13 protein-coding genes and 1 pseudogene are annotated in these 18,672 nt (G+C 72.2%); 6 read left to right on the forward strand and 8 right to left on the reverse strand.

Features of this window, described 5'->3' with window-relative positions:
- Positions 1-31: 31 nt before the first annotated feature.
- Positions 32-1,117 carry a WD40/YVTN/BNR-like repeat-containing protein gene (locus tag OHT51_RS37660; RefSeq protein WP_328883371.1) on the reverse strand — a complete coding sequence of 362 codons (1,086 nt, stop codon included), beginning with the start codon at positions 1,115-1,117 and terminating at the stop codon, positions 32-34.
- Positions 1,118-1,394: 277 nt separating this feature from the next.
- Between OHT51_RS37660 and OHT51_RS37665 the strand changes: the two genes are divergently transcribed.
- Positions 1,395-1,982 (forward strand): Rv1733c family protein, encoded by a 588-nt coding sequence (locus OHT51_RS37665; RefSeq protein ID WP_328883372.1) that lies wholly within the window; start codon positions 1,395-1,397, stop codon positions 1,980-1,982.
- A 292-nt stretch (positions 1,983-2,274) separates the two neighbouring features.
- Here OHT51_RS37665 and OHT51_RS37670 read toward each other — a convergent pair whose 3' ends face one another.
- Entirely contained in the window at positions 2,275-3,972 is a 1,698-nt protein-coding gene (locus OHT51_RS37670) for a DNA alkylation response protein (RefSeq protein WP_328883373.1), read from the reverse strand.
- A 74-nt stretch (positions 3,973-4,046) separates the two neighbouring features.
- Between OHT51_RS37670 and OHT51_RS37675 the strand changes: the two genes are divergently transcribed.
- Positions 4,047-4,838, forward strand: a complete 792-nt coding sequence (locus OHT51_RS37675) for a PaaX family transcriptional regulator C-terminal domain-containing protein (RefSeq protein WP_328883374.1) — start codon at positions 4,047-4,049, stop codon at positions 4,836-4,838.
- 88 nt (positions 4,839-4,926) lie between these two features.
- On the opposite strand, the gene OHT51_RS37680 is transcribed toward OHT51_RS37675, so the two are convergent.
- Both OHT51_RS37680 and OHT51_RS37685 read right to left on the reverse strand, forming a co-directional pair.
- Positions 4,927-5,709 (reverse strand): pectate lyase, encoded by a 783-nt coding sequence (locus OHT51_RS37680; protein ID WP_328883375.1) that lies wholly within the window; start codon positions 5,707-5,709, stop codon positions 4,927-4,929.
- A gap of 70 nt (positions 5,710-5,779) precedes the next feature.
- Positions 5,780-6,760, reverse strand: a complete 981-nt coding sequence (locus tag OHT51_RS37685) for a pectate lyase family protein (RefSeq protein WP_328883376.1) — start codon at positions 6,758-6,760, stop codon at positions 5,780-5,782.
- Between the two features lie 389 nt (positions 6,761-7,149).
- Between OHT51_RS37685 and OHT51_RS37690 the strand changes: the two are divergent.
- Together OHT51_RS37690 and OHT51_RS37695 are read left to right on the forward strand one after the other, a co-directional pair.
- A pseudogene (locus tag OHT51_RS37690) lies at positions 7,150-8,417 on the forward strand (extracellular catalytic domain type 1 short-chain-length polyhydroxyalkanoate depolymerase).
- Between the two features lie 126 nt (positions 8,418-8,543).
- A complete protein-coding gene (locus OHT51_RS37695; protein WP_328883377.1) occupies positions 8,544-12,920 on the forward strand; it encodes a cation-translocating P-type ATPase in 4,377 nt (1,458 codons plus the stop codon).
- On the opposite strand, the gene OHT51_RS37700 is transcribed toward OHT51_RS37695, so the two are convergent.
- A complete protein-coding gene (locus OHT51_RS37700; RefSeq protein ID WP_328883378.1) occupies positions 12,921-14,000 on the reverse strand; it encodes an NADH:flavin oxidoreductase/NADH oxidase in 1,080 nt (359 codons plus the stop codon).
- 158 nt (positions 14,001-14,158) lie between these two features.
- Here OHT51_RS37700 and OHT51_RS37705 point away from each other — a divergent pair, with 158 nt between their 5' ends.
- Entirely contained in the window at positions 14,159-14,509 is a 351-nt protein-coding gene (locus tag OHT51_RS37705) for an ArsR/SmtB family transcription factor (RefSeq protein ID WP_328883379.1), read from the forward strand.
- On the opposite strand, the gene OHT51_RS37710 is transcribed toward OHT51_RS37705, so the two are convergent.
- Both OHT51_RS37710 and OHT51_RS37715 read right to left on the reverse strand, forming a co-directional pair.
- Positions 14,432-15,868, reverse strand: a complete 1,437-nt coding sequence (locus OHT51_RS37710; protein WP_328883380.1) for a nucleobase:cation symporter-2 family protein — start codon at positions 15,866-15,868, stop codon at positions 14,432-14,434. The genes OHT51_RS37705 and OHT51_RS37710 overlap by 78 nt on opposite strands.
- A 35-nt stretch (positions 15,869-15,903) precedes the next feature.
- On the reverse strand, positions 15,904-17,259 hold the full coding sequence (locus OHT51_RS37715; RefSeq protein WP_328883381.1) for an FAD-dependent oxidoreductase: 1,356 nt from the start codon (positions 17,257-17,259) through the stop codon (positions 15,904-15,906).
- Positions 17,260-17,467: 208 nt separating this feature from the next.
- Between OHT51_RS37715 and OHT51_RS37720 the strand changes: the two genes are divergently transcribed.
- The gene (locus OHT51_RS37720; RefSeq protein ID WP_328883382.1) at positions 17,468-17,932 is read left to right on the forward strand and encodes a DUF6214 family protein; all 465 of its coding nucleotides are present in this window, start codon (positions 17,468-17,470) and stop codon (positions 17,930-17,932) included.
- A 48-nt stretch (positions 17,933-17,980) separates the two neighbouring features.
- On the opposite strand, the gene OHT51_RS37725 is transcribed toward OHT51_RS37720, so the two are convergent.
- Positions 17,981-18,664 (reverse strand): DUF305 domain-containing protein, encoded by a 684-nt coding sequence (locus OHT51_RS37725; protein ID WP_328883383.1) that lies wholly within the window; start codon positions 18,662-18,664, stop codon positions 17,981-17,983.
- Between the last annotated feature and the right edge of the window lie 8 nt (positions 18,665-18,672).

An 18,672-nucleotide genomic window follows, 5' to 3' on the forward strand; every position in this document is an offset into this window, starting at 1 on the left:
TGGCCAAGGCCGGCCCCTAAGCCCTGACGGCTCATCCGACCACCGCGGCCCTGACGCACAGCACGTCCGGCAGATGAGAAGCCAACAGCTGCCAGCTGTCGCCGTCGTCTGCCGATGCGAACACCTCGCCGTTCCGATTGCCGAAGTACACGCCCGCCGGGTCCGCGTCGTCCGTGCACATCGCGTCGCGCAGCACCGTGCCGTAGTGGTCGTCCTGCGGCAGTCCCGCCGACAGCGGCTCCCAGGTCTTGCCCGCGTCCGCCGTACGGAAGACGCGACAGCGGTGGTCGGCCGGGACGCGGTCCGAGTCGGCGTTGATCGGGAAGACGAACGCCGTATCGCCGCGGTGGGGGTGCGCGGCCACGGAGAAGCCGAACGTGGACGGCAGGCCCTCGCCGATGTCCGTCCAGTTCGCACCCGCGTCGTCGCTGCGGTAGACGCCCCAGTGGTTCTGCAGATACAGCCGGTCCGGCGTCGCCGCGTCCTGCGCGATCTTGTGGACGCACTGGCCGAACTCCGGGTTCGGGTCCGGCAGGAACACCGCGGAGACACCGGAGTTGGATGGCGTCCAGCTCGCACCGCCGTCGGCCGTCTTGAACACCCCCGCCGTCGAGACGGCGACCGTCACGGCCCGGGGGTCGCGCTTGTCGGTGATCACGGTGTGCAGGCCCTCACCGCCGCCGCCCGGCACCCACTTCGACCGGGTCGGGTGCTCCCACAGCGGGCGGACCAGCTCGAAGGTCTCGCCGCGGTCCTCCGAGCGGTACAGCGCCGCCGGTTCCGTGCCCGCGTACACCACGTCGGGCTCCGCTGCCGCCGGGTGCAGCTGCCACACGCGTTCCAGGGAAGCGTCGGTGTCCTTGGGGAACTTGACGGCCGGCTGGGCCGGTTCGGTCCAGGTGCGGCCCAGGTCGTCGGAGTGGAACACGGACGGGCCCCAGTGGGCGCTGTCGCCGCCCGCCAGAAGGCGCGGACGCTCGCCGCGGGTGTCGATGGCGACCGAGTACACGGCCTGGGCGTTGAAGTAGGGACTCTCGTCGAACTCCCAGGTGCCACCGCGCCTCCGCCCGATGAACAGGCCCTTGCGCGTGCCCACGGCGAGCATTGTCTCGGTCATGCCGACCACCTCCGCGACGTCTTTGTCTCAGGTACCGGCCAGTCTGCACCCCGGCACTGACAGTCACCTCTGGAAACGATGACGTCGCAGGTCAGCGCGGCGATGATAGCCCTCCGACGGGCGCTGCGGGCACTTTCGCGAAGACGCCCGCGAGGGCCGCGTGACCCGTGCCACGGTCGATCCCGGTACGTGCAGTGAGCATCCGCCTCCCGTCTCCCGTATGGGATGGAGGCCGGTCGGCAGGCACGTTCGTGCCCTCATGAGGAGGAAGCCCTCGATGGCGTTCCGTGGTCCGAAGGTGTGGCTGTGGCGCTGGCGGCGCAATCCGCTCAAACGCCGGGCCGACGCGGTGGAGTCCTGGGTGCTCCTCGCCGCCTGGGTACTGACTGTCCTGTGCGGAGTGCTCGCCGGCCTGGCGACGGCCGGCACCGTGGAGCGGGGAATGGCCCGGGAGCGCGTCGAGTGGCGGCCCGTCGTGGCCCTGCTCACCGAGCAGGCGCCGGGCACGGCCGACCCGCGCTCCGGCACGTCGACCAGCGAGTACGTGTGGGCGAAGGTCCGCTGGAGCGCGCGGGACGGTTCCCCGCACACCGGCCAGGCCCGCGTCCGCCCCGGCAGTGGCGTCGGCACGCCGGTCACCGTCTGGACGGACCCGCAGGGCCGCCTGGTCACCCGGCCCGCCACCCCCTCCGAGGCCCGCACCCCAGCCACCCTGGTCGGCGGCCTCGCAGGCTTCTGCGCCGCGTCCGTCCCCTTCGTCGCAGGCCGGGCCCTCCGTAACCGCCTGGAGAGCAACCGCATCGACAACTGGGGCTACGAGTGGGCACGCTTCGGGCCACTGTGGGGTGGACGGACGACGGGGTGACGGCCGTAGGGGAGCCGGGCCCGTGGCTGCCTCGGCGGCGGCGCAGCAGGCGGCCCGGCGACAGGCTCGGGCGGCTCACGTCTGTCCGCCGGCCCACGTACCTCGGGCTGCGCACCATCGTTCGTCAGACTCCTGACGCCGGCGCCGTGAGCCATCGATGGCGCCGCCACACGGGTGGGCTTGCCCCTATCCCATGGGCGGCGCCCAGCCGGCTAGTCCCGCTCTCCCCTGGCCGCCTCTGCGGTGCCACCGCCCGCCCCGGGCCGCCCCGACAGCGCTCAGTCCTCAACCCTCAGCCCGCAACACCCGGCAGCGCCCGCCCCAGAATCCCGTCCACGTCCGCCGTGCCCGGCAGTGTGCCGAAGGCGTGCCCCCAGTCGCCGCCCAGCCGGGTGGCGCAGAAGGCGTCGGCGATCGGTGTGGGGGCGTGGCGGATCAGGAGGGAGGCCTGGAGGGTGAGGGCCATCAGCTCGACCAGGCGGCGGGCGGCGGCCTCGGAGCCCGTGGCGAGCAGGTTCTTCAGGCGGGTCACCGACGCGTCCAGACGCGCGTCCGCCCCCTGCGCCAGGGCGAGTTCGGCGAAGAGGGCCTCGGCCGTGTCCGGCTCCCGGCTCAACGCCCGCAGGACGTCCAGGGCGTTGACGTTCCCCGAGCCCTCCCAGATCGACAGGAGCGGAGCCTCGCGGTAGTGGCGGGGCATGCCCGACTCCTCGACGTAGCCGTTGCCGCCGAGGCACTCCAGGGCCTCCGCGGTGAAGGCAGGACCGCGCTTGGTGACCCAGTACTTCCCGACGGCGGTGGCGATCCGCCGGAACGCCCCCTCGGTCCCGTCCGCGTCGTCCCCGCGTACCACCCGGTCGGCCGCGCCGGCCAGCCGTAGCGTGAGCGTCGTGGCGGCCTCGGACTCCAGGGCCAGGTCGGCCAGGACGTTGCGCATCAGCGGCTGGTCGAGCAGCCGAGCACCGAACGCGCTGCGGTGGCCCACATGGTGGCCCGCCTCGACGAGCGTCTTGCGCATCAGCACCGCCGACGACATCACGCAGTCCAGCCGGGTGCAGTTGACCATCTCGATGATCGTCTTGACACCCCGCCCCTCGGGCCCGACCAGCCAGGCGACGGTGCCGTCGAACTCGGGCTCGGAGGAGGCGTTGGAGCAGTTGCCCAGCTTGTCCTTCAGGCGCTGGATGCGGAACGTGTTGCGGCTGCCGTCGGGCAGGACACGCGGCACGAGGAAGCAGGACAGCCCGCCCGGCGCCTGCGCCAGGACCAGGAAGACGTCACACATGGGCGCCGAGGTGAACCACTTGTGCCCGCGCAGGGTGTACACCCCGGGCTCGGCCGTCGGCGACGCCGTGGTGGTGTTCGTGCGGACGTCGGAGCCGCCCTGCTTCTCGGTCATCCCCATGCCCGCGAGCAGCCCTCGCTTCTCGGTGGGCACGCGCAGCTCCGGGTCGTACTCCCGGCTGGTCAGCAGCGGTTCGTAGACCTTCGCCAGCTCGGGCTGCCGGCGCAGCACGGGGACGGCGGCGTACGTCATCGACGTCGGGCAGCCGTGCCCCGCCTCCGTGTGCCCCCACACCAGCCCGCCCGCGGTCCGCGCGACATGCGCTCCGGGCCGCTCGTCCGCCCAGGGCGCCGCCGCCAGCCCCTCGCCGACCGCGACCCGCATCAGGTGGTGCCAGCTCGGATGGAACTCGACCTCGTCGACCCGGTGGCCGTATCGGTCGTGCGTACGGAGCTCGGGCTCGTGGCGGTTGGCCTGCTCTCCCCATTCCTGCGCCTCGGCGCTCCCGGCCCGCCGGCCCAGCCGCCGGATGTCCTCCTCGGCCCACGCGGCCCCCTCGCGGCGCAGCCCCTCGATCAGGGCCGTGTCCTCGGACGCGTCGTACGGCGCCAGGGGAGGAGGCTGGTTGGTGACGTCGTGGGTTCCGTACTGCCCGGACTGTTCCGGCGCGGCTCCGGACTGCTCCTGCGCGAGTATCGAGACCATGCCGCCAGTGTTGCACTGTCGCTGCGGTTGCAGCAATCCTGTAATACATCGAGTCGGCACGTAGGGTCCTGGTCATGCCGAACAACGCGTCACCGTCGACCGGGGAGGCGGACCTGCGCCCGCTGTCCGCCCGGTCGGTCGTCCTGAGCCTGCTGCTGGGTCTGCATCCGCCCGAGCTGCCGGTGAAGGAGCTCGTGCGCAGCGTGGAGCCGTTCGGGATCGCGGGGTCCACCGTGCGGGCCGCGCTCAGCAGGATGGTGGCGGCCGGTGACCTGCGGCGCGCCAACACGGTCTACCGGCTCAGCGACCGGCTGCTGGAACGCCAGCGACGCCAGGACGACGCCGTCCACTCCGAGACCCTGCCCTGGGACGGCGACTGGGAGATGGTCGTCGTCACCGCCTCGGGCCGCGGCCCCGCCGAACGCGCTGAACTGCGCACCGAGCTGACCCGGCTCCGGCTCGCCGAGCTCCGTGAGGGCGTCTGGCTGCGCCCGGCCAACCTGCTCCGGCCCCTGCCGGGCGACCTCGCCCACGTGGCCCAGCGCTACACGGCCCGTCCCGACCGCCCCGCACCCGAGCTCGCCGCGAGCCTGTGGCCGCTGGACGCCTGGGCCGGCGCCGGACGCGCCCTGCTCACCCGGGTTGCCCACGCGCGGCGGCCGTCCGACCGCTTCACCGCCTTCGCGGCCGTCGTACGGCACCTGCTCGCCGACCCGGTACTGCCCCCTGAACTCCTCCCGGCCCGCTGGCCGGGCGACCGGCTGCGTGCCGCGTACGCGGACTACCGACGGGAACTCGCGGAGGACGTACGCGCGCGTGACGGGCACGACGCCACCGCCGGCGCACACGCGCGTGCCCGCAACTGACCGCACACGACACGACGGCCGCCCGAAGCGCCGTGCGGGGACGCTTCGGACGGCCGCCTTCACCGTGGGGGCTACCTGCGAGCGGGTACTACCGGTAGGTGATGTCCGAGCTGGAGTACAGGCAGTTCGTGCTGTCCGGCCCGGTACCCACGGCCGTGTTGTTGTTGTACTTCTGGCACGGGACGACCTTGCGGCCGGAGTCGTTGAGGATCGTGATGCCGCGCAGCGTCGCCACGTCGCCCCGGTTGACGTTGATGCCGACGAGGCGTGCGGTGGACCCCGTGCCGGTCACCTCGATGTTGCTGAGGTTGACCTTGCGCGTGTACTGCGTGGAGCAGTCGCCGCACGAGCGGTACAGCGTCTTGAACTCGCTGACCGCGAAGTTGGAGATGTTCAAGGTGCCGGGCCCGTTGTGCTGGAAGACCTTGTCGGCGGCCTTCTTGGCGCCACCGCCGGTCACGGTGTAGGTGGAGCCGCCCCGGAAGGTGGCCGCGTCCTCGCCGACGTCCTCCCACCACACGTTCTGCAGCGTGCAGTTGCCCTCGCAGTGGATGCCGTCGGCGCCCGGCGCGCCGATGATGACGTTCTTCAGCGTCGCGCCGGCCGCGAGCTTGAAGATCGGGTCCTGGCCCTCCTCCTGACCGTCGCCGGCCAGGTCGCCGCTGCCGTAGTAGCGGACCATGCCGCCGTCGCGGACGCCGGACACGGAGATGGTGGAGCTCACCGGCTGGCTGCTGCTCGGCGTCGGCCAGGTGGCGGCGTTCGCGGGCGGTGCGCCGACTGTCGTGATCATGACAGATGAGAGGCCGAGGGCGGCCAGGCCGCCGGTCAGTGCGCGCCGACGGGCGCGGGGCTTTGCGGGTGAAGTCATGTCCCGTATGCCTTCTTCCGGTTGTGGGGGTGTCGGATGGGAGTGCCGGATCTTCTTCCTGGTGGGGTGGTCAGAGCTTCCCGGCGCCCGCGCCGGACGTCACCGAGGCGACGACGGTGGACGCGGACTCCGCGGTGTAGCCGTAGGGCGGCGTGGTGAAGGTGCCGACCCGGGAGATCTCGGTCGCGGCCCCGCCGAGATCGTTGCCGCGGAGGTTGGCGTAGCCGTCCACGTCGCTGCTGCGGTTCGTGGTGACGGCGATCTTGGTGTCGCGGAAGACGTTGTTCTCCACGAGCAGCTGGGCGCCCATGCGCGAGTGGCAGGCGGTGTCGGCGCCGGCCACGTAGTTGTTGTAGAAGTGCCCGGTGCCGAAGCGCAGGCTGGGGATGCGCGAGTAGACATTGCTGAACTGGTTGTGGTGGTACGTCACCTTCAGGTGCCCGGTGTCCTCGCTCGCGTTGTTGTCGCTGTGTCCGACGAGCGAGCCCTTGAAGTGGTCCTTGAAGGTGTTCCAGGACACCGTGACGTTGTCCGAGCCGTGATTGATGTCCAGCAGGCCGTCGTAGTGGTCCTTGTCGTGATCGCGGTCGGCCGAGAAGGAGTTGTGGTCGATCCACACCTTCGTCGACTTCTGGACCGTGACGCCGTCGGCAGGCGCCACCGGCTTGCTGATGTTCAGGTTCCGGATGACGACGTTGGTGACCTCCTTCAGTCGCAGCCCGCCGCCGGTGAAGCCGGACGACGAACCGACGCCCAGCACCGTGGTGTTGGAGCCGACGTCGACCTGACCGCTCAGCGAAATGAGGCCGTTGACCCGGACGACCTTGGCGGAGTTGCCGGTCACCGCCGTCCTGAAGGCGTCCAGCGTCGAGACGGTGACCGTCGACGCGTTGCCGCCGCCGGTCGTCCCGGCGCCGAACCCGACCGGCGAGGTCTCGGCCGCCCCGGCCGGCTGCGGCAGGGCGAGGACGGCCGCGGTGGCGAGGACGGCTGCTGCGGCCGTCGCCAGTGCGATTCTTTGCGGGCGTGCACGTGGGGGGAGAGTTCGCATGCGGGTGCGTCCCTTCGGGAGTCGCGACACGATCATGTACGTGAACTGTGAACGTCATGCAGAACGCCGCGTGCCGGCGGTGTGGCCATGTGGGGGTGCTGCGAGGCGGGTCGGTCACACTGCTGAACGGAACGTAGAGGGCAAGCGCTTTCTGGTCAACGCTTCGCGCAGAAGAATTCGGCCAGTCCTGGCGGGGGTAAGAGCTCTCATGTCCGAGGTGTGGGAGCGCTTCCATGGTGACCGTGTTCATGTCACGATGCCCTGTCTGTGAGGCCTCTCCCGCGCGCAGAGCAGCCACGTCCGCGCCCGGACAAGCCACTCCCGCGACCAGAAGGGACAAGGACGTGCCCACCCCCCTACGCACGACCGCGACAAGAAGGCTCCGGACGGTGCTCGCCGCCCTCCTGCCGCTGTTGGCGGCGCTGCTCGTCGCCGCCCCCACGGCCGCCGCACGCACCGACGCCGCCGACGCCGTGCCGACCGCGACGCTCACCGAGGTCACCGACTTCGGCGCCAATCCCAGCAACCTGCGGATGTACGTGTATGTACCGGCAGGCGTCACCGCCGACCCGGCGGTCCTGGTCGCCGTGCACTGGTGCACCGGCTCAGGGCCGGACATGTACAACGGCACCGAGTACGACACACTCGCCGACCAGTACGGGTTCGTCGTGGTCTACCCGTCCGTCACCCGCAGCAGCAAGTGCTTCGACGTCTCCTCGCCGCAGGCGCTGCGGCGCGACGGCGGCAGCGACCCGGTCGGCATCAGGTCCATGGTCGACTGGGTGACCCGCACGTACGACGCCGACACAGACCGCGTCTTCGCCACCGGCATCTCCTCCGGCGCGATGATGACGAACGTCCTGCTCGGCGACTACCCCGACGTGTTCGCCGCGGGCGCCGCCTTCTCGGGCGTCCCCTTCGGCTGCTTCGCCACCACCGACGGCTCCGAGTGGAACAGCGCCTGCGCGAACGGCACTGTCACGCACACCCCGCAGCAGTGGGGCGACCTGGTGCGGGGCGCCTACCCCGGCTACAGCGGACCCCGCCCGCGCATGCAGCTGTGGCACGGCACCGAGGACGACGTCCTGCGCCCCCCCAACCTCGGGGAGATGATCAAGCAGTGGACGAATGTCCAGGGCGTCGGTCAGACCCCGGCCGCCACGGACACGCCCCAGTCCGGCTGGACCCGCACCCGCTACGGCGGCACCGGCGACCGGGCCCCCGTCGAGGCGATCAGCCTCCAGGGCGTCGGCCACAACCTGTACGGCTACGGCATGGCTGCCCGGGTGCTCACCTTCTTCGGCCTCGACGGCGATGGCCCCGCACCCCAGCCGCAGCCCGGCGCGTGCAAGGTGACCGCGACCACCAACGCCTGGAACACGGGCCTGACCGCCTCCGTGACGATCACCAACACGGGCACGACGGCGATCAACGGCGGAGGCTCGGCTTCACCCTGCCCGCCGGCCAGTCCATCACCAACGGATGGGGAGCCACGTACGCCCCGGCCTCCGGCGCGGTGACGGGGAGCAGCGCCTCGTACAACGCGGCGCTCGCGCCCGGGGCGAGCGTCAGCATCGGGTACCAGGCGAACCACGCCGGGAACAGCGCGGGGCCGGGCGCCTTCACGCTCAACGGGACGGCCTGCGCTTCAGGGTGATCGACCTCGACGACGAGGCAAGGGCCGGGGAGATCCTTCGCGCCGCCTGTGCGCGGATGACATGCCGTTTTACGGGAACCCGGCGGCACAGAAGCCGACGTCGAACGAGCTGAGCGAGGGCGAGCGATGGTTCTGGGACTGCTCACACGTCCGACAGGCGCCGCGGCCGAGATGGTCGCGGCCGGGCCCCGACTGCTCGCCCGAGGAGCCGCCCCCGCGGTGGGAATCGCCGCCGGGGCGGTCGCCGGAACGGCCCGGGCCGGGGTACGGGGTGCCGACAGCGCCGCACGTGCGGTGCGCGTCGCCCGAAACTCCCTTCCCCTTCACCCGCAACCCTGGCGGTCAGGCGCCCGGACCCATCTCGCCCTGCGGCCCGAGGCGCCGGAGCGGGTACGGCTGGAGGGCGGCATGGAGCACGCCGCCCGCAACGTCGCCGAGACGCTGATGGAGCGGCCCGACGTGGCGCTCGCCTACTGGGACGGCGGGCTGAGCCGGCTCGTGGTGACCGCCGTCGAGGAGGCGGCCGGCGACCAGGTGGTGGACAGGGCGGTCGAGATCGCGGCACGGCACGGCCTGGCCCGGACGGACAATTCGGTCGACGAGATCACGCACCCCGCAGACCCCGCCGGGGTGCGGGCCGCCGCCACGACGCTCGCCGCCGACGGGGTGGGCATCGCAGCGGCGTTCGCCGGCTACGCGCTGCGCCTGCCGACCACGCCCCGGTCGGTGACCGCGCTGGTGACGCTGCTGCGGGAGAACCCGCGCTTCCGGGGCTGGCTGCGTGCCAGGATCGGCCGCTCCCGCATGGACCTGGTGCTGGCCATGGCGAACGCGGCCGTCCACGGGGCCGGCCGGACCCCGACCGCTCTCGTGCTCGACGGCACACTGCGCTCGCTCCAGCTGGCGGAGACGGTGGCCCGCGTGGCCGCGTTCGAAAAGGTCCACGACGAGGTCTCCGCGCCGGACCGGCCCAGCGTGGCCGGGGCCCACTTCCCGCGCCCGCCGCTGCGCACCTCCCCGGCCCAGGAGTACGCCGCACACGCCGAGACCGGCAGCCTGGTCGGTGCGGCGGCCATGCTGCTGGTCAAGCACGACGGCACCGAGGCGGCGGAGGCGGTGCTCGCCGGCTCGCCCAAGGCCGCCCGCTACGGACCCGCCGCCTTCCACGCCGCACTGAGCTGCGCGCTGTCCCGCGAAGGCGTCCTGGTGCGGGACCCGGAGCGGCTGCGGCAGCTTGAGATGGCCGACACGGTCGTTCTGCATCCGAGCGCCCTGCGGACCCCGGGCGCCGACGCCGACCCGTGGGCGGAGACCGTGCTGGACGCGGCGCGGCGCGCGGGTCTGCGGGTCGTGATGGTGGACGACCCCGCGCTGGCCGACTTCACGAACCTCGCCGACCAGGTGGTCCGCGACGAGCGGTCGCTGAGCGACGTGGTGAACGCGCTGCGCGCCGAGAAGGACAGCGTCGTCGTCACGGTCGCGCGGCCGGCGCAGGACGACGAGGACATCCTCGCCGGACTGCTCGCCGGCGATGTGGCCGTCGCCCTCACCGACCGCGACGGAGCCGTCGTCTGGAGCGCCGACGTGCTGGCCCTGCACGGGCTCGCGGACGTGTGGCGGCTGTTGCGGGCGGTCCCGGCCGCGCGCGGCGTGGGTCGCAGGTCGCAGGTGCTCGCCCGCTCCGGTGCCGCACTGTCCGGGCTCCTCGTGGCGATCGGCAAGTCCGCGCGCGGGCGCCCCACGCCGTGGCCCGGGCTGCGGCACACCCCTGTCGACGCGAGCGCGGCATGGGCCCTGCTGACCGGTGGGCGCGCGGCGTTCGGGGTCGCGACCGCCCGCGCACCGCACCCCCGGCCGCGCGTGTCCTGGCACGAACTGGAGCCCACCGAGGTCCGCGAACGGCTGGAGCACGAGACGGGCCCGGAGCCGACCGTCCCCGAGCAGGTCGGCGGCGGCGCGCGCAAGGCGATCCGCAGGATGGGCCGGCACCCCCTGTTCGCACCGCTGAGCGGTCCGGTCCAGCTCGCCCGAGCCGTGCGCGGCGAGCTCGACGACCCCCTCACCCCGGTGCTGGCCGTCGGCTCGGCCGCCGAGGCGATCCTCGGCTCCGTGGTGGACGCCCTGCTGGTCATTGGCGCGCTCGACCTGAACGCCCTGGTCGGCGGCGTCCAGCGGATGCGGGCCGAGCGGGCCCTGTCCGGACTGCTGGCGAAGCAGCAGCAGAAGGCACGCGTCACCACCGAGGAACCCGAGTCCCAGCCGCACGTCGTGGACGCCGCCAAGCTCAGCCCCGGCGACCTGATCGAACTCCGGGCGGACGACGTGGTGCCCGCCGATGCCCGGCTGGTGTCGGAGGACGGCCTGGAGGTGGACGAGTCCGCGCTGACGGGGGAGTCCCTGGCCGCGGACAAGGGGACCGAGCCGACGCCGGACGCCGCCGTGCCGGACCGCAGCTCCATGGTCTTCGAGGGCACCACGGTGGTGGCCGGACACGCCCGGGCCATCGTGGTGGACACCGGGGACCGGACGGAGGCCGCCCGGGCCGTGGCCCTCGCCGCCCGCACCCCGCCGTCCGCCGGAGTACAGGCCAGGCTGCGGGAACTCACCGACAAGGCCCTGCCGTGGACCCTCGCCGGCGGCGCCGGGGTGACGGCGCTGTCGCTGCTGCGCGGCACGCCGATCCACCGGGCGGTCAGCGGCGGGGTGGCGGTGGGCGTCGCCGCCGTCCCCGAAGGGCTGCCGCTGGTGGCGACCGTCGCCCAACTGGCCGCCGCCCGTCGGCTCAGCCGCCACGGAGTTCTCGTCCGCGCCCCGCGCACCCTTGAGGCGCTCGGCCGGATGGACACCATCTGCTTCGACAAGACCGGCACTCTCACCGAGAACAAGCTCCGCCTGGTCCGTGTGACGGACGCCGAAGGCAAGGTGCACAAGCCGGAGGAACACGACGACACGCTGCGGACAGCGGCGCGCGCCTGCCCCCAGCTGAACGGCGGCTCGGACCGGCCGGTGCACGCCACCGACGAGGCCGTCCTGGACGCCGCCGGACCCGACCCCGAGTGGTCCCAGAGCGAGGGCCTGCCCTTCGCGGCCGACCGTGGCTACGCCGCCGCAGTCGGCCGGGCCGGGGACGGCACCGCGGTACTCGTCGTCAAGGGCGCCCCCGAGACGGTGCTGCCCGCCTGCGCCGACCTGCCCTCCTCGGCATCGGAGGCGGCGCACGAGCTGGCCGGCGGCGGACTGCGGGTCCTGGCGGTGGCCCGGCGCCCGCTCGACTCGGCGGACAAGGCCGCGGACGTCCTGGAACAGCCCCTGGAGAGCCTGGAGTTCACCGGGCTGCTCGCCCTCGCCGACGTACCACGAGTCACCTCCACGGCCCTGGTCGAGGGCCTGCGCGAGGCAGGCGTACGACCCGTCATGCTGACCGGCGACCATCCGCAGACCGCGCGGGCGATCGCCGCCGAACTGGGCTGGCCCGAGGACACCGGCGTGGTCACGGGCGATGAGCTGGCGTCCGCGGACCGGGAGGAACGCGCCCGGATGCTGCGCGACATGGGCGTCGTGGCCCGCGTCGCCCCCGAGCAGAAGCTCCAGGTCGTCGAGGCGCTGCGGGACGCCGGGCGCGTGGTCGGCATGGTCGGCGACGGAGCCAACGACGCCGCGGCCATCCGCGCCGCCGACATCGGCGTCGGCATCGACGCCCGCGGCTCGGCGGCCGCCCGCAACGCCGCCGACCTCGTCCTCACCGACGGCGACCTGACGGTCCTGATCGAGGCGGTCGCCGAGGGCCGGGCCCTGTGGCACAGCGTCGCCGACGCCATCGCCATCCTGATCGGCGGCAACGCGGGCGAGGTGGGCTTCGGCCTCCTCGGCACGCTGCTGTCGGGCGCCGCGCCCCTGTCCACCCGTCAGATGCTGCTGGTGAACCTGTTCACGGACCTGTTCCCGGCCATGGCGGTGGCGGTGACGCCGAAGGAGGCGGAGGGAGCCGATGCGGAATCCGCGACGGAGGACGCGGATGCGGAGAAGCAGGGCGTGGCCTCCGAAGCGGCACCCGCAGGAACCGAACCCCTGGGCACCTCACTCCTCGGCGCGCCGCTGATCCGTAAGATCCGCCACCGCGCCCTGACCACCACCCTGGGCGCCACGTCCGCCTGGCTGATCGGCCGCTTCACCCCGGGCACCGCCCGCCGCTCCACCACGATGGCCCTGTGCGCGGTGGTCGGCACGCAGCTCGCCCAGACCCTGGCCGACCGCCGGGGCAGCCCGCTGGTCCGCGTGACCGCCCTCGGCTCCGCGGCGGCCCTCGCCGTCCTGGTCCAGACCCCCGGCCTCAGCCAGCTCTTCGGCTGCACGCCGCTCGGCCCGGTCGCCTGGGCCGGCGTCGCCGCGTCGATCGCGCTCGCGGTGTTCGGCCAGCGCACCCTGCCGCACCTGGAGCGGATGGTGGCCCGGTACCTGCCGACCACCTCCGGCGACGCGGCATCGGCGGCGTCCGCCGCGTGATCAGACGGACCGGTGGTACTGGTCGGGCACGTGCACGTCCCCGCCGAGCTCCCGAGCCGCGTGCCGCGCCCACGACGGGCTGCGCAGCAGCTCACGGCCGAGCAGGACGGCGTCCGCCTCACCGTTCGCGATGATCTTCTCCGCCTGCTCGACGTCCGTGATCAGCCCGACCGCGGCGACCGGCAACGTGGTCTCCGTCCTGACCCGCGCGGCGAACGGCACCTGGTAGCCCGGGCCGACGGGGATCCGGGCGCCGGAGGCGTTGCCACCCGTCGAGACGTCCAGCAGGTCGATGCCGTGTGCCTTGAGGTCGGCCGCGAAGCGGACCGTGTCGTCGGCGGTCCAGCCGTCCTCCTCCAGCCAGTCGGTCGCCGAGATGCGGAAGAACAGCGGCTTGTCGTCCGGCCACACCTCCCGCACCGCGTCCACGACCTGGAGCGCGAAACGGGTGCGGTTCTCGTACGAGCCGCCGTACTCGTCGGTGCGGTGGTTGGAGTACGGGGAGAGGAACTCGTTGATCAGATAGCCGTGGGCGCCGTGGATCTCGGCGATCTCGAAGCCCGCGGCGAGAGCGCGGCGCGCGGCGGCCGCGAACTGCCCCACGACCTCCTGGATCTCGGCGACCGTCAGCTCGGTCGGCACGGGGTGCCCGTCGGCGAACGGGACCGCGCTCGGCGCCACCGGCTGCCACCCATGGGAGTCCTGTCCCACCGGCGCGCCGCCCTTCCAGGGCTGGTCGGTCGACGCCTTGCGGCCGGCGTGGGCCAGCTGGATCGCCGGCACCGTGCCCTGCGACACCAGGAAGCGTGTGATCCGGCGGAACGCCTCGACCTGGGTGTCGTTCCAGATCCCCAGGTCGTACGGGGAGATCCGGCCCTCGGGGCTGACGCCCGTTGCCTCGACGATGATCAGCCCCGTGCCGCCGGCCGCGCGGGCCGCGTAGTGCGCGAAGTGCCAGTCGTTGGGGGCGCCCGCGTCGGGGCCCTCCGGTGCGGCCGAGTACTGGCACATCGGGGGCATCCACACCCGGTTCGGGATCGTCACATCGCGCAGGGTGTAGGTCTCGAAGAGCGCACTCACGGCGGACTCCATTCGTCACGGGGACCAGCGGTCGACTCGTACGATAGGCATCGTAGTACGGCATGTGTCAAACTACGAGAGCTCTCGTACAATGGAGGAAACCGAGCACCCGGACACGGGGAATCCCGAGTGCGGGAACCCGACGAAGTGGAGCCGCCGTGACCAGCGCCGCTGTGAGCAGCCGTGACCTCCCGCACCCGGCGCGCGAGGAGATCCGTCTGGAAGGCGTGCTGCACGCGCTGTCCGACCCGATGCGGCTGCAGATCGTGCGAGAGCTCGCCGCCGTCGGCGACGAGCTCTCCTGTTCGCAGTTCGATCTGCCGGTGACCAAGTCCACCACCACGCACCACTTCCGGGTGCTGCGCGAGAGCGGTGTGATCCAGCAGGTCTACCGGGGCACGGCCAAGATGAACGGCCTGCGCAAGGACGACCTAGACGGCCTCTTCCCGGGACTTCTCGACGCCCTTCTCGACGCCGCCGCCAGACAGGCCGTCCGGCTCGGCGCCTGAATCCGCTGAACCACCTGAACCACCTGAACCATCTGCACGGCCTGAATCGGCCTTCGCGGGCAGGTGGTTGAAGAGCAGGTTCAGCACGATCGCCGTCAGACAGCCGGCGCTGATCCCGCTGTTCATCACCGTCTGGAACCAGTCCGGGAACTTCTCGTAGACCGTCGGCACACCGACCGGCAGCATGCCCATGGCCACGGAAACGGCCACCACCGTCAGGTTGTTGTTGCCCTTGAAGTCCACCTGGGTGAGCGTCCTGAGGCCGCTGGCGGCCACGGTCCCGAACATCACCAGACCCGCACCGCCCAGCACCGGAGCCGGTATCGCCGCCACCACCGCGCCCAGCTTGGGCAGCAGGCCGAGCAGCACGAGGATCCCGCCCGCGGTCGCGACCACCCAGCGGCTGCGCACCCGGGTCATGCCGACGAGGCCCACGTTCTGTGCGTACGCCGTGTACGGGAAGGTGTTGAAGACGCCGCCCAGCACGGTCGACAGGCCGTCGGCGCGCAGGCCGTCCGCAAGGGAGCGCGGCTCGACCTTGCGGTCCGTCATCTCGCCGACCGCGATCAGGTCACCGGTCGTCTCGGTCATCGTCACCAGCGCCACCACCAGCATCGATACGATGGCCGAGAACTCGAAGGTGGGCGCCCCGAAATGGAACGGCGTGCTGATCCCGACCCAGTCGGCGTCCCCGACTCCGCCGAAGTCCGTGAACCCGAACGGCACCGCCACCGCGAGCCCGACCACGATGCCGATCAGTACCGCGATCCGGCTCAGGAACGCCGGTGCGAACCGCTGCACCCCGAGCACCACCGCCAGGACGAACGCCGCCAGCGCGAGGTTCTTCGGCTCCCCGAAGTCCGCCGAACCGGCGCCGCCCGCGGCCCAGTTGCCCGCGACCGGCAGCAGCGACAGCCCGATGATCAGGATCACGGTGCCGGTGACGAGGGGAGGGAAGAACCGGAGCAGCCTTCCGAAGACCGGGGCCAGCAGCATGATCGCGAGGCCCGCGACGATCACCGAACCGTAGATCGCGGGGAGTCCGCCACCCGTGGTGCCGATGAGCACCATCGGCGCCACGGCGGCGAACGTGCAGCCCTGCATGATCGGCAGCCGCACACCGAAGCGCCAGAAGCCGATGCACTGGATCAGCGTCGCGATGCCGCACACCAGGAGGTCGGCGGTGATCAGATACGCCAGGTCCGCCGGCGGGAGCTTCATCGCGCCGCCGACGATGAGGGGGACGGCGACGGCACCGGCGTACATCGCGAGGACATGTTGGAGGCCGAAGGCGGCCAGCTGGCGCTTGGGTGGGATCTCGTCGACGGGGTGCACGGGTGCGGGTGCGGTTGCTGTCATGGGCGAGACCGTAGGCTCCTTGAACAGAGTGTTGATTACGGTGGTGTTGCTGCTTCGTTGCTGTGCGCGGCGTTCATCAGCGACTCCCAGTCGGGGAGCTTCACCACACCCCTGCCCAGCGACGCACCCAGCGCCACCTCCGCCCGCTCGATCGCGCACCAGCCCTGCCACTCGACCGGGTCGATCCCCTTGGCGCGCAGTGCCGTGAGCGGATCTTCGGGCAACTCCCGCTGTACGAGCACGGAGGCGTCCTCCAGCAGCGACGTCACCGTCTCCTTCGCGCACGGACGGTTCGTGCCGATGACGCCCGTCGGGCCACGCTTGATCCAGCCCGCGACGTACTCGCCCTGCGCGACGAGGCCCTCGCGCAGGACGCGGCCCGCGAGATGCGGGACCGTGCCGGTCGCGGGGTCGAACGGCAGGCCCTCCAGGGGGACTCCGCGATAGCCGACGGAACGCAGCACCAACTGGGCCTCGATGTCCTCGTACCGGCCCGTGCCGGTCACCCCGCCCCGTCCGTCCGGCGCCGTCCGCTCGAAACGGACCGCGCCCACGCGTCCGGCGTCGGCGAGGAGTTCGACGGGGCGCAGGAAGAAGCGCAGCGCGATGCGATGGCCGGCGGCCTGTGCCGGGGCCTCGGCCCAGGTGCGCAGCGCCTCCACGTTGCGGCGCTGCGCGGCGGGCAGTGCGGAGGGGTCGGCGTAGTCGGGATCCAACGCCAGCTCCTGCGGATCCACGGTCACTTCGGTGTCCGGCAGGGTGCCCAGCTCGCGGAGTTCCTTGGTGGTGAAGCGGGCCTGCGAAGGGCCGCGCCGGCCCACCATGCTGATGTCGGCCACCCGGCTCGCGGCGAGGGCGGTGAGTGCCGCCTGCGGCATGTCGGTGGGGCTCAGCTCCGCCGTGCCCCGCGCGAGCATCCGCGTGACGTCGACCGCGACGTTCCCGACGCCGATGACCACCGCCGAGCGCGCGCCGAGGACGAAGCCGTCGTCGATGGCGTCCGGGTGGGCGCTGTACCAGGACACGAACTCGGTCGCCGACCAGCTGCCCGGCAGGTCCTCGCCGGGAATCCCGAGGTGCCGGTCGGTGGCGGCGCCCACGCAGTACACGACGGCGTGGTACAGCTCCCGCAACCGGGCCGTCGGCACCCCGTCCGGGCCGATCTGAACGCCGCCGAGGAACCGCACCCGCTCGTGCTCCAGGACGGTCCGCAGATTGTTCTGCAGGGACTTGATCTTCTCGTGGTCCGGCGCCACCCCGTAGCGCACCAGGCCGTACGGACACGGCAACCGGTCCAGGACGTCGACGACCACGTCGGGGTCCTGCTGTACAAGGCCCTGGGCGGTGTAGCACCCGCTCGGCCCGGAGCCGACCACGGCGACATGCAGCACGGCGGAACTCCTTGTCAAAGGGACCTTCGGGGTCTTCAGGAGTCGCTCTCGACTCCAGCATCGCACCGCTTCCGCTCCGCTGACAGGGTGCTGTGCGCCGTACGGGACGCGTGTTCGTTCGTATGGAATGTGATCATGCGGTTACGTTGCGTGTGTGCTGGAAGCATCCTTTCTTAATCTTTCCGATCGCCGTGCGACGGACGGTGCCGTGTCCGTGTGGCCCGCGTGGGCAGTGCGGGACGACACCGGGGCCACTGCGTGGTTCGGGGTCCGGCTGGAGTTCGGCGACGGCGCCCGGGTCGACGCGCTCGCCGTGGTGTGCGAGGGGTGCGTCTCCATCGAGGACGTACGGGCCGAGCCCGCGCTGTCCCTCGACGACCTCACGGCGCTCGCGGACTGGATCGAGGCGCCGCTGTCCGAGGCGTGCGGGGTCGGGGCCGGGCACGGGGCGGACGGCGAGGACGCCGGGTCCGGTCTGGTCGTGCCGGCCTGGCCCCGGGGCGTCGAGGGGCAGTGGCTGGTGGCGCAGAAGTACCGTGCGGCCCAGGAGCAGGGCGTCGACCCGGTCCTCGCGGTGATGCGTGCGACGGGGCAGGACCGCCGGAAGTCGCTCAGGCTGATCGGGCAGGCGCGCGACGCCGGCTTCCTGACCCGGCGCCGGGCCCGCCACTGAGCGTGGCCCGGGTGGCGGCCCCGGCGGCGGACGTGACGACCGCAGCCGTCAGAGCATGTCCCGCATCCGCGTGACCTCGCTCGTCTGCTGAGCCACCACCTCGTCGGCCATCTCCTCGATCTGGATGTTGTTGCCCTGCCCCTTCACATCGGTGGCCATGGTGACCGCCCCGTCGTGATGGGTGATCATCAGCGTCAGGAAGAGCTGGTCGAACGCCTTCCCCTGCGCGGCCCGCAGCTTCTCCAGCTGGGCCTCGGTCGCCATGCCGGGCATCGATCCGTGCTCGTGCCCGTCGCTCTTCTCGGTCTTGCCGTGGTTCTTCAGCCAGCCCTTCATGGCGGAGATCTCCGGGCCCTGCGCGGCGCTGATGCGTTCGGCGAGCTTCCTTACCTGCGCCGATTCGGCCCGGTCCGGGGCGAGTTCGGTCATCTCCAGGGCCTGGGAGTGGTGCTCGATCATCATCCGCGCATAGGAGACGTCCGCCGAGTTGGGGGAGTCGTCCTCGGCGCGCTGCCGTGCCGCCTCCTCGGCGGACAGCACCTGGTTCGACTCCCCGGGCTTGCCCGGCACGATCACCGAAGGCCCGCTCTGCGAGGCCGACTTGGCGTCGGGATCGGAGTCGCACCCGCCGAGCACGAGCACGGTCAGGGCGGCCAGGGAGGCCGTAGCGAAGCGCGCCCGGCGGCAAGGCGCTTTCGTTACATGTCTATTGCCCGCTCTTGAAATGTGCATGATGAAGA

Origin of the sequence: Streptomyces sp. NBC_00299 (genome assembly GCF_036173045.1) — a bacterium.
Taxonomy (GTDB): domain Bacteria; phylum Actinomycetota; class Actinomycetes; order Streptomycetales; family Streptomycetaceae; genus Streptomyces; species Streptomyces machairae.

What these genes read in the sequence shown, in the direction of transcription:
- OHT51_RS37660 (WP_328883371.1), bottom strand. Translation starts at nt 1,117, where the DNA reads ATGACCGAGACAATGCTCGCCGTGGGCACGCGCAAGGGCCTGTTCATC.
- OHT51_RS37665 (WP_328883372.1), top strand. Translation starts at nt 1,395, where the DNA reads ATGGCGTTCCGTGGTCCGAAGGTGTGGCTGTGGCGCTGGCGGCGCAAT.
- OHT51_RS37670 (WP_328883373.1), bottom strand. Translation starts at nt 3,972, where the DNA reads ATGGTCTCGATACTCGCGCAGGAGCAGTCCGGAGCCGCGCCGGAACAG.
- OHT51_RS37675 (WP_328883374.1), top strand. Translation starts at nt 4,047, where the DNA reads ATGCCGAACAACGCGTCACCGTCGACCGGGGAGGCGGACCTGCGCCCG.
- OHT51_RS37680 (WP_328883375.1), bottom strand. Translation starts at nt 5,709, where the DNA reads ATGACTTCACCCGCAAAGCCCCGCGCCCGTCGGCGCGCACTGACCGGC.
- OHT51_RS37685 (WP_328883376.1), bottom strand. Translation starts at nt 6,760, where the DNA reads ATGCGAACTCTCCCCCCACGTGCACGCCCGCAAAGAATCGCACTGGCG.
- OHT51_RS37695 (WP_328883377.1), top strand. Translation starts at nt 8,544, where the DNA reads ATGGTTCTGGGACTGCTCACACGTCCGACAGGCGCCGCGGCCGAGATG.
- OHT51_RS37710 (WP_328883380.1), bottom strand. Translation starts at nt 15,868, where the DNA reads ATGACAGCAACCGCACCCGCACCCGTGCACCCCGTCGACGAGATCCCA.
- OHT51_RS37725 (WP_328883383.1), bottom strand. Translation starts at nt 18,664, where the DNA reads ATGCACATTTCAAGAGCGGGCAATAGACATGTAACGAAAGCGCCTTGC.